14 protein-coding genes are annotated in these 15,967 nt (G+C 62.0%); 5 read left to right on the forward strand and 9 right to left on the reverse strand.

All coding sequences use genetic code 11. The features are described from left to right. Positions 1-58: 58 nt before the first annotated feature. Positions 59-1,474: an aldehyde dehydrogenase family protein gene (locus tag ACJ69_RS14370; RefSeq protein WP_054830192.1), complete on the reverse strand. Its 1,416-nt coding sequence runs from the start codon at positions 1,472-1,474 to the stop codon at positions 59-61. Positions 1,475-1,574: 100 nt separating this feature from the next. Here ACJ69_RS14370 and ACJ69_RS14375 point away from each other — a divergent pair, with 100 nt between their 5' ends. Continuing rightward, a complete protein-coding gene (locus tag ACJ69_RS14375; protein WP_059347230.1) occupies positions 1,575-2,477 on the forward strand; it encodes a LysR family transcriptional regulator in 903 nt (300 codons plus the stop codon). Here the strand turns inward: ACJ69_RS14375 and ACJ69_RS14380 are convergent. Then, entirely contained in the window at positions 2,464-2,943 is a 480-nt protein-coding gene (locus ACJ69_RS14380) for a carboxymuconolactone decarboxylase family protein (RefSeq protein ID WP_054830342.1), read from the reverse strand. The genes ACJ69_RS14375 and ACJ69_RS14380 overlap by 14 nt on opposite strands. Before the next feature lie 101 nt (positions 2,944-3,044). On the opposite strand from ACJ69_RS14380, the gene pdxR reads away from it, so the two are divergent. Continuing rightward, a complete protein-coding gene (gene pdxR, locus ACJ69_RS14385) occupies positions 3,045-4,433 on the forward strand; it encodes a MocR-like pyridoxine biosynthesis transcription factor PdxR (RefSeq protein ID WP_059347231.1) in 1,389 nt (462 codons plus the stop codon). An 84-nt stretch (positions 4,434-4,517) separates the two neighbouring features. On the opposite strand, the gene ACJ69_RS14390 is transcribed toward pdxR, so the two are convergent. After that, entirely contained in the window at positions 4,518-4,679 is a 162-nt protein-coding gene (locus ACJ69_RS14390) for a DUF1127 domain-containing protein (protein ID WP_023334364.1), read from the reverse strand. 176 nt (positions 4,680-4,855) lie between these two features. Here ACJ69_RS14390 and ACJ69_RS14395 point away from each other — a divergent pair, with 176 nt between their 5' ends. Next, positions 4,856-6,274: an aminotransferase-like domain-containing protein gene (locus ACJ69_RS14395; RefSeq protein ID WP_047646554.1), complete on the forward strand. Its 1,419-nt coding sequence runs from the start codon at positions 4,856-4,858 to the stop codon at positions 6,272-6,274. A gap of 61 nt (positions 6,275-6,335) precedes the next feature. On the opposite strand, the gene ACJ69_RS14400 is transcribed toward ACJ69_RS14395, so the two are convergent. Further along, positions 6,336-7,457, reverse strand: coding sequence for a ribosomal protein uL16 3-hydroxylase (locus ACJ69_RS14400; RefSeq protein WP_054830341.1), 1,122 nt, complete (start codon positions 7,455-7,457; stop codon positions 6,336-6,338). Positions 7,458-7,592: 135 nt separating this feature from the next. Further along, positions 7,593-8,195 (reverse strand): ATP-dependent Clp protease proteolytic subunit, encoded by a 603-nt coding sequence (locus ACJ69_RS14405; protein WP_024909504.1) that lies wholly within the window; start codon positions 8,193-8,195, stop codon positions 7,593-7,595. 88 nt (positions 8,196-8,283) lie between these two features. On the opposite strand from ACJ69_RS14405, the gene ACJ69_RS14410 reads away from it, so the two are divergent. Beyond that, positions 8,284-8,670 (forward strand): VOC family protein, encoded by a 387-nt coding sequence (locus ACJ69_RS14410; protein ID WP_054830340.1) that lies wholly within the window; start codon positions 8,284-8,286, stop codon positions 8,668-8,670. 185 nt (positions 8,671-8,855) lie between these two features. Next, entirely contained in the window at positions 8,856-9,473 is a 618-nt protein-coding gene (locus tag ACJ69_RS14415) for a response regulator transcription factor (protein ID WP_054830339.1), read from the forward strand. Between the two features lie 3 nt (positions 9,474-9,476). Here the strand turns inward: ACJ69_RS14415 and ACJ69_RS14420 are convergent, their stop codons facing one another. Genes ACJ69_RS14420 through ACJ69_RS14435 form a run of 4 tightly spaced genes read right to left on the reverse strand, consistent with a single transcriptional unit; the run spans position 9,477 to position 15,951 of the window. Then, a complete protein-coding gene (locus tag ACJ69_RS14420) occupies positions 9,477-15,059 on the reverse strand; it encodes an ATP-binding protein (protein ID WP_059347232.1) in 5,583 nt (1,860 codons plus the stop codon). Between the two features lie 9 nt (positions 15,060-15,068). Next, positions 15,069-15,449, reverse strand: a complete 381-nt coding sequence (locus tag ACJ69_RS14425) for a response regulator (RefSeq protein ID WP_054830396.1) — start codon at positions 15,447-15,449, stop codon at positions 15,069-15,071. 23 nt (positions 15,450-15,472) lie between these two features. Continuing rightward, positions 15,473-15,733: a XapX domain-containing protein gene (locus ACJ69_RS14430; protein ID WP_010427264.1), complete on the reverse strand. Its 261-nt coding sequence runs from the start codon at positions 15,731-15,733 to the stop codon at positions 15,473-15,475. Continuing rightward, positions 15,730-15,951: a DUF1427 family protein gene (locus ACJ69_RS14435; RefSeq protein WP_029739325.1), complete on the reverse strand. Its 222-nt coding sequence runs from the start codon at positions 15,949-15,951 to the stop codon at positions 15,730-15,732. The genes ACJ69_RS14430 and ACJ69_RS14435 overlap by 4 nt, the downstream gene beginning before the upstream one ends. Positions 15,952-15,967 lie beyond the last annotated feature (16 nt).

Raw genomic sequence — 15,967 nt, forward strand, 5'->3', positions numbered from 1 at the left:
GCTTATCCGGCCTAAGGTGTCAGGTTGGTCCGGCAAGCGCAGCGCCACCGGGCAGGTTTTAACCCAGAATCGACCTCGGCTCCATAAATGCCCTAATTCCCCACTCGCCCATCTCGCGCCCCACGCCGGAATGCTTAAACCCGCCGAACGGCGCTTTCGGCTCATGGGCAAGGGTGTTCACCAGCACGCGACCGGAAACAATCTGCTGCGCCACGCGTCGCGCGCGGTTCGCATCGCCTCCCAGCACCATCGCGCTCAGTCCGTATTCTGTGTCATTGGCAATGGCGACAGCCTCAGCCTCGTCACGATAGGGGATCGCGCACAGCACCGGGCCGAAAATCTCGTCACGGGCGACCGTCATCTGGTTGTTCACGTCGGCAAACAGCGTCGGGCGCACAAACCAGCCGTCTCGCATGCCGTCCGGTCTCCCTTCACCACCCGCCAGCAGGCGCGCACCCTCTTCGATTCCTTTACGGATATAGCCCTGCACCCGCAGCCACTGCTTTTCGCTGACCATCGGGCCGACGTCCGTCGCGCTATCGCGCGGATCGCCCGATTTCACCGCCGCCACGGCCTGCGCCAGCGCGGCTTCGATCTCCGCCTTGCGCGCCTGCGGCACCAGAATGCGCGTTCCGGCCACGCATGCCTGCCCGCTGTTCATAAATCCGGCCTGAATCACCAGCGGGATCGCCTGCGCCAGATCCACATCATCCAGCAGGATCGTCGGCGATTTGCCGCCTAACTCCAGGGTCACGCGCTTAAAGCTCTCCGCCGCGTTGCGCAGGATCGCCTTGCCGGTATTCGTCGAGCCGGTAAACGAGATTTTTGCCACGTCGGGATGGCGGCTGATGGTTTCACCGACGGTTTCGCCGCGCCCGGTGACGATGTTAAACACCCCCGGCGGCAGCGCGGCATCGCGCAGCGCTTCGGTGACAATCCGGGTTTGCAGGGCGCTCATTTCGCTCGGCTTGATGACTGCCGTACAGCCCGCAGCCAGCGCGGCCGCCAGCTTGCCGCAGATAAACCCCGCGTCGCTGTTCCACGGCGTGATAAGCCCGGCCACCCCAAGCGGCGTCATCTGCACCGTCGCTGCGCCTGCGGGGATGACAAATTCAAACGCCTCCAGCGCCTCAATGGCCTGAGCAATCACCTCCGCCGGATAGCTGGCCATCCACGCCGAGCGCGAGGCGGGCGCGCCGTACTCTTCAATAACCGCTTCCAGCAGATCGTCGTGGCGAGCGGCCACGGCGGCGTGCATGCGTTTTAGCGCCGCGATGCGTTCCTGCTTTGTGGTCTGCGACCACGCCGGAAACGCCGCTTTCGCCGCCGCAACGGCGCGCTCTGCGTCAACCTCATCCGCCAGACGAACCTGGCCGATGACCTTCGCCGTCGCCGGGTTGTACAAATCAAACCACTCGGTGCCGTGCGGGGTAACAAATTCGCCGTTAATAAAGATCTGTTCGATGGTGTGCATATAAACCTCCTCAGGCTGTGTGAGCACAGTCTGGCACGGCTTCTCCATTGCGATAATCCACGCTATGCTGCAAGGGTTGTTTCGATTTTCAGGATAATCTATGCATCGTTCAGGTCTGACAGAGCTGGAAGTGGTGATGGCTGTCGTGCGGCGCGGCAACTTTCGCGCCGCGGCGCACGAGCTGGGCATGTCCGCCACGGCGGTCAGCAACGCCATCGCCGGGCTGGAGAGCCGCCTTGATACCCGCCTCTTTAACCGCACCACCCGCAGCGTGGCGCTCACCGACGCCGGACAGCGCTACGTGGCGCGTATCGGCCCGGCCCTGCAGGAGATCCGTCTCGCCAGCGAGGAGATCCACAGCGACACCGGGGAGCCCGCCGGCACGCTGCGTCTGAACGTGCCGAACCATATCGGCGCCCTGTTTCTGGACCAGCTGCTGATCGACTTTATGATCCGCTACCCGAAGATGCGCGTAGAGACCGTCAGCGAAGCGCGAATGATCGACATCGTCGCGGAAGGCTATGACGCGGGGATCCGCCTTGAGGAGTCCGTGCCGCAGGACATGATCGCCGTGCCGCTGACCGGGGAGATCCGCCAGCTGGTTACCGCCACGCCGGACTATTTTGCACGTCACGGCATTCCGCAGACGCCGGACGATCTGCTTTCGCATCAGGGGATCGGCATGCGCATGGCCCACGGCGGGATCTACCGCTGGGAGCTGGCGCGTCGGGGGGAAACGTACGCCCTTGCCGTGCCGCCGCGCTTTGCGACGTCCGATCTTTTTGCCTCGATCCGCGCCGTAAAAGCGGGATTAGGGCTGGGATTTTTGCCGGAACTGTATATCCGGGAAGAGCTTGAGCGGGGAGAACTGGTGAGCGTCCTAAACGACTGGGCGCAGCCCTTTGCCGGGCTGCGCCTGTATTACCCCGGCCATCGCCACGTTCCGCCAGGGCTACGGGCGCTGGTGGCGATGATCCGCGAGCGCGGGATTATTCCAGGTTAGCCTTATTCAGCCCGTAAGCCGCGTCCAGCGAGCCGGGCGCCATGCGGGAGGTGATCCCCAGACGGTTCCAGGCGTTGATCGCCACAATGGCGAAGTTCAGCTCTGAAATCTCCACGTCCGAGAAGTGCTCCGACACGCTGCGGTACAGCGCGTCGCTCACGCCGTGAACGCCAATCTGGGTCAGCGCTTCGGTGAAGGCCAGCGCGGCTTTCTCGCGGGCGCTGAACAGCGGGGACTCGCGCCAGGCCGCCAGATGGTACAGGCGCAGCTCGCGCTCGCCGGCGATTTTGGCCTCTTTCGAGTGCATATCCAGGCAGAAGGTACAGCCGTTCAGCTGCGACACGCGAATGTCGATCAGGTGCTTCAACGTCGGGTCGATGGAGGTTTTTGCCACTTCCATGCTCAGGGCGGAAAGGGCGTTGGCGAGGGCAGGTGTAACTTTATGGTGGTTAACGCGAGTGCTCATTGTCTTTCCTCTTTTTGTGCGGCATGTGTCATGCGATGCGGTAAATCTACGCCGTTCATGACATAGTAAAAAGATACAAAAAGCGTGAAACGAGGTAGGACATGAAGCCGGGCTATCACGAGATTTATTCCCGCTATCGCGACAATATCACGCGCGGCGTGCTGAAGCCGGGCGATAAGGTGCCCGCCATCCGCATGCTGGCGGAAGAGCTGAAGGTGGCGCGTAAAACCGTCGAAACGGCGTACGCCATTCTGACGGGGGAAGGGTATCTGGTGAGCCAGGGCGCGCGCGGCACGCGGGTCAACCCGGATCTGCTGTTGCCGGATAAGAGTGCCCCTGCGGAACAGCCTACCGGTGCGCTTCCGGCATCGCTCATCAGCCAGCGCGAGCGGGCGGGGTTTCTGCGCCCCGGCATCCCGGCCCTCGACAGCTTTCCGTATAAAAAATGGCTGCTGCTGGCGGGCCATGCGACGCGCGCCATGCGTCAGGAGGAGATGCTCAACCCACCGGTGCTGGGCTGGTACCCGCTGCGCCAGGCCATCGCCAGCTATCTCAATATCTCACGCGGGCTGTCCTGCAGCGCCGAACAGGTGCTGATCACCAGCGGCTACAGCGGCAGCCTGCGGCTGATCCTCGACACCCTTGCCAGCCGCAGCGACAAGGTGGTGTTTGAAGATCCGGGCTATTTCATGGGCCAGCAGCTGCTCAAGCGGATCGTGCCGCGCCTGCACACGGTGCCGGTCGACCGTTCAGGTATCGACACGGAATACCTGCTCCGTCACCATCGCGACGCCCGTTTTGCCATCGTCACCCCGTCGCACCAGAGCCCGCTGGTGGTCACCCTCTCGCTGCCGCGCAAGCAGCAGCTGCTCGACTGGGCCAGCCAGAACGAGGCGTGGATCATTGAAGACGATTACGACGGGGAGTTTCACTACACCCGCAAAGTGCTGCCGTCGCTGAAAAGTCTCGACCAGCATGACCGGGTGATTTTTATGGGCACCTTCAGTAAAACCATCATGCCGTCGCTGCGCATGGGCTACGTGGTAATGCCCGCCAGCACCGTCGGGGCCTTTACCGACTGCGCGGACATTACCACCAGCGGCCAGCCGGTGCTGACGCAAAAGATCCTCACCGCGTTTCTCAACGAAGGGCATTTTTTCCGTCACCTGAAAAAGATGCGCGCGCTGTATCAGACCCGCCGCGACTGGATGATTGCCGCCCTGCGCGAGGTGTATGGCGATCTGTTTTTCACCGAGCAAAACGACGGCGGGATGCATATCGTGGCGTTTCTGACCAGAGGAAGCGGTGACCGGGAAGTGGCGCGCTGCTGGCAGGAACAGCAGCTGCAGGTGAATGCGCTTTCAGAGTGGTATCGCGGGTCGGGTAAACGCTACGGGCTGGTGATGGGCTATAACAACGTGCGGTCGTATCAGGAGGCGCTGGATTTACTGGAAAGGCCGAAGCGGCAGACGCTTGCGCTGTTGAGCTGAAATCGCCGGGTGGCGGCTACGCCTTACCCGGCCTACTCGATCCCGTAGGCCCGGTAAGCGTAGCGCCACCGGGCAATCCTATGCTCACACATCATACCGCGACAGCCCAACGTCCTTGAGCTGCTCGTCGCTCATCTGGCTCAGGATGCGGCGGGTACGGTTGATGCGATACCAGTTGCAGATCGTTTTGCCGATCCAGACAAACACAACGAACGGACGTTTTGAACGATTCTCATAGAATTCCATGATGCTCTCCTCACTGTACCAGTGGGGTTATCATCCTGGAAATCGGCCTGTGCAATACAGATGCAAAAACACCTTTTGTTTAACATACAGATCCGCTAAAACAGTATCTGCATGCCAATTTTTACGGCAATCTGTACTGGTTTTACAATCTGTATGGTGAAAACAAAGGATACAGCATGACGCGCTATCAACATCTCGCCAACCTTCTGGCAGAACGCATTGAACAAGGGCTGTATCGCAGCGGCGAACGTCTGCCGTCGGTGCGCACGCTGAGCCAGGAGCACGGCGTGAGCATCAGCACCATACAGCAGGCCTATCAGATCCTCGAAAACCTCCAGCTGATCACCCCTCAGCCGCGCTCCGGCTATTTTGTCTCGCAGCGCAAGGCCCAGCCGCCGGTTCCGGCCATGACGCGACCGGTGCAGCGCCCCGTGGACGTCACCCAGTGGGATGAGGTGATGATGCTGCTGGACGCCCGCGCCGACAAAGAGATGATCTCCTTTGGCGGCGGCTCGCCGGATATTAACCAGCCGAGCCTGAAGCCCCTGTGGCGCGAGATGAGCCGCATCGCGCAGCATAATCCGGGCGAAATGCTGAGCTATGACGTGCTTGACGGGCGCCTGGAGCTGCGCGAGCAGATCGCCCGCCTGATGCTGGACGGCGGCTCGACCGTGGCGGCGAACGAGATTGTCATCACCAACGGCTGCCACGGCGCGCTGTCGATCGCCCTGCTCTCGGTGTGCAAGCCGGGAGATATCGTGGCGGTAGAATCGCCGTCGTTTCACGGCACCATGCAGATGCTGCGCGGGTTTGACATCAAGGCGATTGAAATTCCCACCGATCCCGAGACCGGGATCAGCATCGAGGCGTTAGAGCTGGCGCTGGAGCAGTGGCCGATCAAGGCGGTGATCCTGGTGCCCAACTGCAATAACCCGCTCGGGTTTATCATGCCGGAAGCGCGAAAAAAGCAGGTGTTAGCCCTGGCCCAGCGGCACGATATCGTGATCGTGGAGGATGACATTTACGGCGAGCTGGCGGCGGAGTACCCGCGTCCGCGCACCATTCATTCGATGGATATCGACGGCCGCGTGATCCTCTGCAGTTCGTTTACCAAAACCGTGGCGCCGGGCCTGCGCGTCGGCTGGATTGTGCCGGGGCGCTATTACGACCGGGTGATGCACATGAAATACGCCGCGGGCGGGTTTAACGTGCCGGGCACGCAGATGGCGGTGGCGGCGTTTATTCGCGACGGCCATTACCATCGCCACGTGCGCCGTATGCGTCAGATTTATCAGCAGAATATGGAAACCTACACCTGCTGGGTGCGGCAGTATTTTCCGGCAGAGATTTGCGTCACGCGCCCGCAGGGCAGCTTCCTGCTGTGGATTGAGCTGCCGGAGAAGGTCGACATGGTGTGCGTCAGCAAGCAGCTGTGTCGGCTGAAGATCCAGGCCGCGGCCGGATCGCTGTTTTCCGCCTCCGGGAAGTACCGCAACTGTCTGCGGATCAACGTGGCGCTTCCGCCGACGGAGAAGAATCGCGAGGCGTTGAAGAAGATGGGTGAAGCGATTGTTATTGCGATGGAGGAGGGCTAGTGCGGCCTGATGCCCTCACCCCGGCCCTCTCCCACAGGGAGAGGGAGAAAACCGTGCCGCACTATTCGTCGAAGTACCAGTATCCCTGGTTAATCAGCCCGGTAAGCTCTTCAACAAACGCCGGGTTATTCAGCGCATCGCCCAGCTCGGCCTGACCGAGTTCGGTGTAGCGGCACAGCGCATCCGCCGCCTTCGCGTCTACCGTCTCCAGCTGTTCGCTGTTGATAAAGAAGCTGCCGTTGACGTTCAGCACGCGCAGGCCGCTCAGGCGGGACAGCGTTTCGCCGCCCTGCAGCGCGTCCAGCACCTCTTCCGGCGCGTACGGCGGCTCGGCGGCGGCGATATCCAGCTCGTGGCGCGGCGTCGAGACAAAGCTGCCGAACCATTTTGTGAAATCATCCGGCTTGCTAATCATGTCGAACATCATCTGGCGAATGCGATCGAGTTCGTACTGCTCCACGCGGCCCGGATGTTCGCGACAGGTCAGATCCGGATCGCTGTAGTGCTCGCCGCCCAGATCGTTTTCCAGCGCGTAATCGGCGAAGCTGCTGATCAGATCGCGACCGTTCGGCCCGCGGAAGCCGACGGAGTAGTTGAGCGCGGTCTCATGGGTAAAGCCGTCGTGCGGGAATCCAGGCGGGATGTAGAGGATATCGCCCGGTGCCAGATCTTCGTCGATGATCGGCTCGAACGGATCGACGTGCAGCAGCGCCGGATGCGGGCAGAACTGACGCATCGGCAGCTTGTCGCCCACGCGCCAGCGGCGGCTGCCCATCCCCTGAATGATAAACACGTCGTACTGATCGATATGCGGACCCACGCCGCCGCCCGGCACGGAGAAGGAGATCATCAGGTCGTCCAGACGCCAGTCCGGCAGGACGCGGAACGGACGCACCAGCTCCGCGGCAGGCATATGCCAGTGGTTCACCGCCTGCGCCAGCAGCGACCAGCCGGTTTCGCCCAGATCGTCAAAGTGCTCAAACGGACCATTGCTGGCCTGCCATTTGCCGTTGAAATGGCTCACCAGACGGCTATCGACTTCCGGCTCCATCGCCAGCCCTGCCAGCTCGTCCGGGGTAATCGGGTCGACAAAATTCGGGAAGGCATTTTTCAGCACTACGGGTTGTTTTTGCCAGTATTTCTCAAGAAATTCCGGCCAATTCAGGTTCAGTTGATACGCCATGGGTAGCACCAGTGAGAGGGGAAACAGGCGCGATTATAGGCAAGAAGGCGGAGGGGGAACTTGTCATGGGTCAAACGAGGGCGTGTAGGTCGGGTAAGGCGAAGCCGCCACCCGACTCAAACACGCCGCGAAAACTTAATCCAGCTTCAGCTCGTCATAATGGGTAATCAGTTTACCCACGATGCCGTAGTCCAGCGCTTCTGCCGGAGACATCCAGAAGTTGCGATCGGTGTCTTTTTTCACTTTTTCCAGCGGCTGGCCGGTGGCGTCGGCGATCAGCTTGTTCACGCGATCCAGCATGCGGATGATCTCGCGCGCTTCGATCTCAATATCCGTCGCCTGACCGCGCACGCCGCCCAGCGGCTGGTGGATCATAAAGCGGGTATTTGGCAGCGAGTAGCGGTGCTCTTTTTTCGCCGCCAGGAAGATGGTGATCCCGGCGCTCGCCACCCAGCCGGTGCCGATGACGTGCACTTCCGGGCGGATGAATTTGATGAAGTCGTGGATGGTATCGCCCGCTTCCACGTGGCCGCCCTGGCTGTTGATGTACAGCTTGATCGGATCGTTGCTGACGCTTTGCAGCAGGATCATCTGGGTGATAACCTTCTGCGCCAGCTCCTGGTTGATCTCACCGGAGATCACAATCGAACGGGACTCCAGCAGTTTTTGCTGCAGAGCGCCCGCGCCGTTTGACCCTTCCGCCTTTTCCTTGTCGCTTTCTTTCAGTGTGTAGTGCATTGTTATTTCCTCAGCTTGTAGCGCTCAAAACCAGAGTGTAGCCTGTTTTACCGGTGAAAGTCCTCACAGACAAATAACGAGGGAGCTTATGAATATTGCCCATGTCGCACTCTGGACCCGCAGCCTGAACGCCCAGGTTCAGTTCTGGGAAACGGTTTTTAATGGCCGCAGTAACGAACGCTACGTCAGTAAAAACCGTCCCGGTTTCGAATCACACTTTATTACGCTGGATGACGGGCCGACCATCGAGCTGATGACGCTGCCGGATCTGCCCGACGCCCCTGCGCACCCGGAGTTTATCGGCTGGGCGCATATCGCCATCAACGTCGGCAGCAAAGCGCAGGTCGACAGGATGGCCGAGCGGGCGCAGGCAAACGGCACGCTGCTCAGCGCCCCGCGCATGACCGGGGACGGCTTCTATGAAGCGGTAATTGCGGATCCGGACGGCAACCGCATCGAGCTTGTGGGTGCATAAAATCAGCGTTTCGTCGCTTAGCCGCCCCGGTCACGTATAGCTATACTTCATCTTCATACGGTTATCATATTGTTAAATGATAATGATAGTTAATGTGTTAAGATGAAAGTCAGCATAAACAGTCCCTTACGTAACCGGCGGGATTGTTTGCATCCTCGACATGTAAATCAGCACCGGGGCGGTGAATGGAACACATTGTGTATGTGGTTGATGACGATGACGCGGTCAGACAGTCCGTGATCGGGCTGCTGGATTCGGCGGACCTGAACGCCGTCGGCTTTTCATCGGCAGAAGCGTTTCTTCAACACCGCTTTGAAGAGCTCCCGTCGTGCGTGGTCCTCGATATGCAAATGCCCGCCATCTCGGGCTTTGAGGTGGCTGACGCCCTAAAGGACAGCGGGCGCGAGATCCCGATTATCTTTCTTACCGGCCACGGCACTATCCCGATGTCGGTGCGCGCCATTAAAGGCGGCGCGTACGAATTTCTCACCAAGCCCGTCGAATCCACCGCGCTTATCGACGCCATCGAGTCCGCGCTTGAGCTGGCGGAACACAACGCCGTGCGCAATAAAGAGCACTACGCCCTGAAGCAGCGCCACATGTCCCTCACCCCGCGCGAACACGAGGTGCTGACGCTGGCGATAAGCGGCATGCTGAACAAGCAGATTGCCGCCGAGCTGGGCGTCAGCGAGATCACGGTGAAGGTGCACCGTCGCCGCGTGATGGAGAAAATGCAGGTGCGCTCCGTGGCGGAGCTGGTCAGGGCCGTTGAGCGCCTGACCAATAGCCAGCCCGCGGAGTAACCTTTACCCTTCCTGCGCCGCCAGCGGCAGCGCAAACGCAAACACCGTGCCGTACGGCTCCCGGCGGCGCGCGCTCAGCTTCCCGCAGTGGCGCTCGATGATGCTGGCGCTGATGGTCAGCCCCATCCCCATCCCCTGCGCCTTGGTGGAGTAGAACGAGTCAAAAATCTGCTCCAGCCGCTCGGGCTCAATGCCGCTCCCGGTATCGGCGATCTCGACGACCACTCTCCCGTCCGCGTTGGCGGTGCTGAGGGTAATGGTTGTGGCGCGATCCTTCACCTCTGCCATTGCCTCTACCGCATTCATCACCAGGTTCAACAGCACCTGCTGGATCTGCACGCTATCGCCGGTGATAAAGCTGTCCTGCGCCTTTAACAGATAATCAACGCTAATGTGTCTCTGCTCCAGCTCGCTGCGCGAGAGCGTGATGATATGGTGGATCAGGTAGTGCATGTCGATGCGCGAGAAGGTGGGATCCTGCTTGCGCGTCAGGGACTGAATGCTGCGAATGATCTCCCCCGCCCGCGCGCCTTCCGCGGCGATCTCCTCCAGCCCTTCGCGCACTTTATCCAGCCGGGCGGGCTCGCGGTTGAGCCAGCGGAGGCTCGCCCCGGCGTTCGAGACGATCGACATCAGCGGCTGGTTGATCTCGTGGGCGATGGAGGAGGTCAGCTGCCCGACGGTGGTGGCCCGGGAGACCCGCGCCAGATCCGCCTGCGCGACCCGCATGGCATCCTCCGCGGCGCGCTGGCTGGTGATATCGGTGATGATGCCGTAATACTCGTTCACCTCGCTGCCCACGCCCACAGGATCGCCAATCCCGAGGATGTAGCGGGTTGAGCCGTCGGTACGCTTAACCCGAAACTCCGCGCGCATGGAGAGCCCGTCGCGCACGCTCTCGGTGACGATGGCGCTGATGCGGGCGTAATCGTCCTCATGAACGAAGGTCAAAAACTCCGCCATGGAGATCATCTTTTGCCGCTCGGGCAGGCCGAGAATGCGGGCGTACTCTTCCGAGACAAACATCAGATCCTGCTCCAGCTCCCAGCGCCAGCTGCCGGTGTGGCTGATCTGCTCGCCCAGCATCAGCGAGGTCTGGCTGGATCGCAGCTCTTTCTCCACCCTTCGGCGCTGGATGTTCTCCGCCAGCAGCTCGGCATACAGCCGCGCCGTCTCCAGGGATACCGCGGCCTGTGCGCCCAGCAGGCTCACCACGCGCGAGTGCTCGGCGGTGAAGACCTCCGGCATCAGGCGGTTTTCCAGGTACAGCACGCCCACCAGCCGCGCCTGTTTGAACATCGGGACGCACATGACCGCCGCCCCCGAGGTCACCAGATAGGGATCCTGACTGAAGGGATGGAACTCCTCCGGCCTGCCGGTGCGGATCTCCTGCCCGGTGCGGATCACCGCTGCCAGCACCGACAGCGGCAGGTCGGTCGCCGTCGGCACGTCTTTCAGGATCCGCACCCGCACGCCCTCGGTGCTGGTCCAGGCGCTGGCCTCGATCTCCGGGATGAGGCTCTCGCTCACGCGCAGCAGCAGGCCGCGCTGCGCCCCGGCGCGTTCGAGCAGGATGGTCATCAGGTTTTCGATTAAGCGCTCAAGGTTAATCTCTTCCGACAGCGCGCGGGAGGCTTTGATGACGCTTTGCAGATCGCGGATGGTCTCGTTCTGGGCGAATGCCACCGTGTCGTAGGCGCTGGCCTGCCCGGAGGCCAGCAGGTGCGGGAAATCCTGCTCCAGCTGGCGCACCTTGGCCTGCGCCCCCGCGCGGCCCCAGGCGGCAATCGAGCCGCGGAAGTGCGCGTCCGAGGCGGTCGGGTAGCCGCAGGCCAGCGCAAAGCGCCCCGCCAGCTCGTGGGCCAGAGCGTTGATCGGGTTAAAGCCGCCCTCGCGGGAGAGCCGGACCGCCTTCTCATACTGCTCGAGCGCAATGCTGTTCATCCCGTCCAGACGCACGATTTCGGCGTAGATCAGCGCCTCTTTATCCGCGAACGTACCGGGATTAACGCGCGCCCAGAGGGCGATTTTGTCGTAGTGAGCGTGAATGCTGCGGCGGTGATTCGCCGAGAAGGTCTCCGGCGTCAGCTGACGCGACAGCGCCAGGGCGCTGTAGAGATGGTAATCCAGCAGATGGATGTGGCCCGGCGCAGACCACGCGTACCATCCCGCCATCTCTAGATCCGCCTGCGCGTCGGCATATTCGCCGCAGGTAAAGTGCGCCATGCCGCGATACAGCCAGTACCAGAACAGCATGGTGGAGTTCTTCTCCGGCGCCTGCTCCGGCGACGCGGGAAGCAGCGCCTCCGGCAGCACCTGCGACGCGGTCCAGGTGCCGATGACCGGCGTACGCAGAAACTCAACGTAGCCGCGCTGGACCATCAAAATGGTTTCCACGTCCTGGAAGTGGGTTTTACGCACGAACGCCAGGCCGCGATCGATGCTGGTCAGCACCCCGTCCAGGTGATCGCCCCGCGAGAGGAAGTTAATCACCTGGTGGCAGGCCGCAAAGCAGGCCATCGTCATATCCCCGTGGGTCACCGCCGAGGTAAAGCAGGCCTTCGCGCACTCGATGGTAAACGATAAAGGCTGGGTCCAGACGCTGAGCTGGTCGAGCGGCAGAAGGGTTTTGGCTTCAAAGGCGTCGTAGCCGTGGCGATTCACCAGCTCGCGGGCCAGGGTGCCGTACTGAAACCCGAGGCGGTATTCGGCGTAGCGGTGGCCAATCAGCACGCCAAACCAGGCCATCGCCGTGGTGGAGGCGCCGGTAATGCCGTGATCGAGGGTCAGGTGCATCATACGGCAGAGCAGCAAAAAGTGCAGGCGCGGGCAGATGAAGCTGGCGCAGATGCTGGCGCTGTAGAGCAGGTTCATCACCGCTTCGGTTTCCGGGTTATCCATCCGCGACAGCTGGGCATAGCGGCTTTGCGGCGCGTCGGCCGTGCGGTTGCAAAACAGCGCCCAGGCCTCGTCGCAGTCGGCATCTTCCGGATAGCGGCTAATCTGGATCCCAAAAATCCCCAGCCAGCAGAGCGCCGCCTCCAGCGCCAGACGGCTGTCCGACTGGCGAATGTACACCTCCACCAGCAGATTGGCCGCCAGCGCCTTTTCGGTCAGCCCGCCGGGGCAGCCGAGAATGGCGTCACACAGCTCGCGGGTGCGCTCCAGATGCCCCAGCGCAAACTCGCAGCCCGCCTCTTCGATGTCGAGCATAAAGTCCGACACCGTCCCGGCGTTGCCCAGCGCTCTGGCGGTCTGGATATAGCCGAGCGCCGAAAGGTAATCTCCCGAACGCTTCGCGCGCCGCGCGGCCAGCAGGCTCAGCTCGCGGAACATCTCCCGCTGCGGCGCGGGCTGGATGCTGTCCAGCGCAGCCGTGACGTGGTGAACGGCACGGAACAGCAGCTCGTTCCCCGCCGCCTGACGCGCGGCGTCGGCCAGCAGGCTGGCGGTGGTCAGGTGAATATGGCTTCTCTCATGCCGTTCCAGCAGCGCAAAGGCCGCCTCCTGCACCCGGTCGTGGGTGAAGGCGTACTTTTTTTCCGTCAGCACGATGAGCTGGGCCATCACCGCCGGGTGCAGCGCATAGCGCATTTCCGCCATCGACATGCTGACCACGCGGCAGATCATCTCCATCTCGCCCGTGCCGCCGAGGCAGGCGATGCTGCCCAGCAGGCGGCGCGTCTCGTCGGGCAGCTCTTCAAGCTGCTCCAGCACCAGGGTGACGAGGTTTTCGGTGTAATGCCTGGCGCGGATCGCCTGCAGATCGTAGTGCCACTTGTCCTGATATTTGTTGTGCACCACCAGGCCGTCATCAACGATGCGGCGGAAAAACTCGTGCACAAAGAGCGGGTTGCCGCCCGTCTTCTCGTGGATCAGCGTGGCGAGATCGGTCGTCGCCGCGCTGCGGGTGCGAAATACCGTCGCCAGCCAGCGCGCCACCGCTTTCACGGAAAGCGCCTGCGGGACAATCTCACTCGCGTTTTGCGCCGCCTCCGGCAGGCCTGCCAGCAGCGCCTGCAGGGCGGCGTCGGGCACGGCGCTAATATCCCGGTGGGCCGCCACCACCAGCAGGGGAACAGCGCCGCAGTTCATCAGCAGATATTTGAGCGTATGCAGGCTGGCGGCGTCGCTCCACTGGAGATCGTCGAGCACCAGCACCAGCGGGCAGCCCTGCGAGGCAAAGGTTTTTACCAGCGCCAGCACCATATGGCTGAAGCGCGCCCGGGCATCAATAGAAAACGTATCCGCCGAGAAGCGCGGCTTGCTTTCCAGCAGCAGGCCCAGCTCGGGCACCAGGCTGACGGCCAGCGCCTCGTGCCCCTCCAGGGCGCGAGACAGGCGGATTTTCCACTTCGCCACGTCCTCTGCGGGCAGCCCCAGCAGGTGCAGCGTCAGGGTGCGGAACGCGGAGCTTAATACGCCATAGGGCAGCGACGGAGAAAACTGGTCGACTTTGCCCACCGCCAGCAGCACCGTACGCTGCTGCAGCGTTTTAAGCGCCGTCGCGATAATTGAGGACTTGCCGATCCCCGACGGCCCGCCGATCGTCACCAGCTCCGGCACCAGGCTCTGCCCCACCCGCTCAAACGCGGCCACGACGTCGTTCGCCTGCGGATGCGTCGCGAACAGGGAGTCCGCCAGATGGATCGCCGGGGTGCGGTCCTGCTGGCCGGGGGTAAAGGCGACGATCTCGCCCTCGCAGGTCAGCGTCGCCTGGCAGCGGCGAAGGTCGGCAATCAGCCCGTCGACCGTCTGGTAGCGGTTATCGGGATGCTTTTCCAGCAGCTTCAGGATGATGGTCGACAGCATTCCCGGCACGTCCGGGCGGATCGCGTCCGGGGCCAGCGGCGCCGAGGCAATATGGTAGTGCGCCCAGTTGTCCCGATCGTTCTCCCCCAGCTCAAACGGCAGGCGTCCGGTCAGGAGCTCATACAGCACCATGCCGAGGCTGTAGAGATCGCTGCGGCCGTCGACGGGGCGCTGGGTGCGGGTGGTGTGCTCCGGCGACATATACGCGGGCGTACCGCCTGAAACGGCAAGCCGGGTCTGGGTGACGGCATCGGAGAGACTGCTGGAAAGGCCAAAGCTGCCCAGACGGCAGGTGGCATCGTGATGAACAAAAATACTGCCGGGCTTGATATCGCCGTGGATCAGGTTTTGCAGGTGCATCTGGCGCAGGGGAACGCAGATCTGGATCGCCATCTCGAGAAAGCGCGTGATGCCCGAGATCGCCCTGCCCGCGCGCCGCGCCAGCAGCTCAAACGAAAACGGGGCGTACACCAGCGCGAAGCGCCCCCGGTACTGGGTGGAGGCAACGGCGCGGATGGCCCAGCAGTCCTGCAGCACGTCGCGCAGCGCAAACTCGTTTTTGAGCAGCCGGGTGGCCCGCTCTTCCTCTTCGTCGCTCACCGCGGTGGCGATAATGAACGAGCCGCCGGAATGGGGATGTCGCGCGTGCATCCAGGCGATTCCGCCCTCCTGTGCCAGCACGGTAAAAATCACATCCTCTTTAAGGACAAAAACCCGCCCCTGGTGAAGATTCCCCTGGGCGGGCCAGAATGCAGGCTGCTCGTGTTCGTTCATCCGCGATCCTTATTGTCGGCGGGCCATCTCCCGCTGAATATGATCCAGCAGAATATCGATGTTAATGGGCTTACGCAAAAATGCAGCGGCGCCCAGATTAAGAGCGTACCGCTGCATATTTTCATCAGCATGACCGGAGATAAAGATCACGGGCGGCGGCGGTACGGCCAGCAGCCGGAGCCTCTCAAACAGCTCCAGGCCGCTCATGCCCCGCAGCTTGATATCGGCAATCACCAGCGCCGCGCCGGACAGGGCGAGCGGATGGCTCAGAAATACCTCTGCCGAATCAAACGTATCGGCGGCATAGCCTTCCGACTCCAGGAGATTACTCAGCCCGCTGCGGACGGAACGTTCGTCATCAATGATGGCAATGCGCCACGGCAGCGTCATGCTGTCTTTCCTCTGGTAAATCATTAAACGTCGCGATCGTCCTTCGCGGGCGCAGGAGGCGCCGTGCCGCTGATTTTCGGCACGCATTCGTGACGAAACCAGGCGAGGGTAAGCGGTTCGCGACTCAGTAAACGCCGTCCCACCGGGATGAGCTGTTCGCCCACCAGCATGCCAAACAGGCCAAGCAGGGCGACAACCGGCGGCGCCGGGGAATGCACGTCGAGCAGGGCGTAAATTACCCCAGCAACCACGCCGCACACCAGCGAAATTATCCATGCTTTCATGACGACGCTCCCGTCTGCGATTTGGCCTGCGGAACGGTCACCGGAGGCGGCGGCGCGCCGTCGCGGGATAACAGATGGCGCGTCGCCTGTTCACCCGCCAGCATCCCCAGCAGGCCAATCAGCGCCAGCGCGGGCGGCGCGGGGGAGCGTACCTTCAGCACGGCATACATCAGGCCAATCAACACGCCTGCCGCAAGGGATATCAGCCCAGTACTCATTGTGAACTCCAGAGAA

Origin of the sequence: Enterobacter asburiae, assembly GCF_001521715.1 — a bacterium.
GTDB lineage: Bacteria > Pseudomonadota > Gammaproteobacteria > Enterobacterales > Enterobacteriaceae > Enterobacter > Enterobacter asburiae.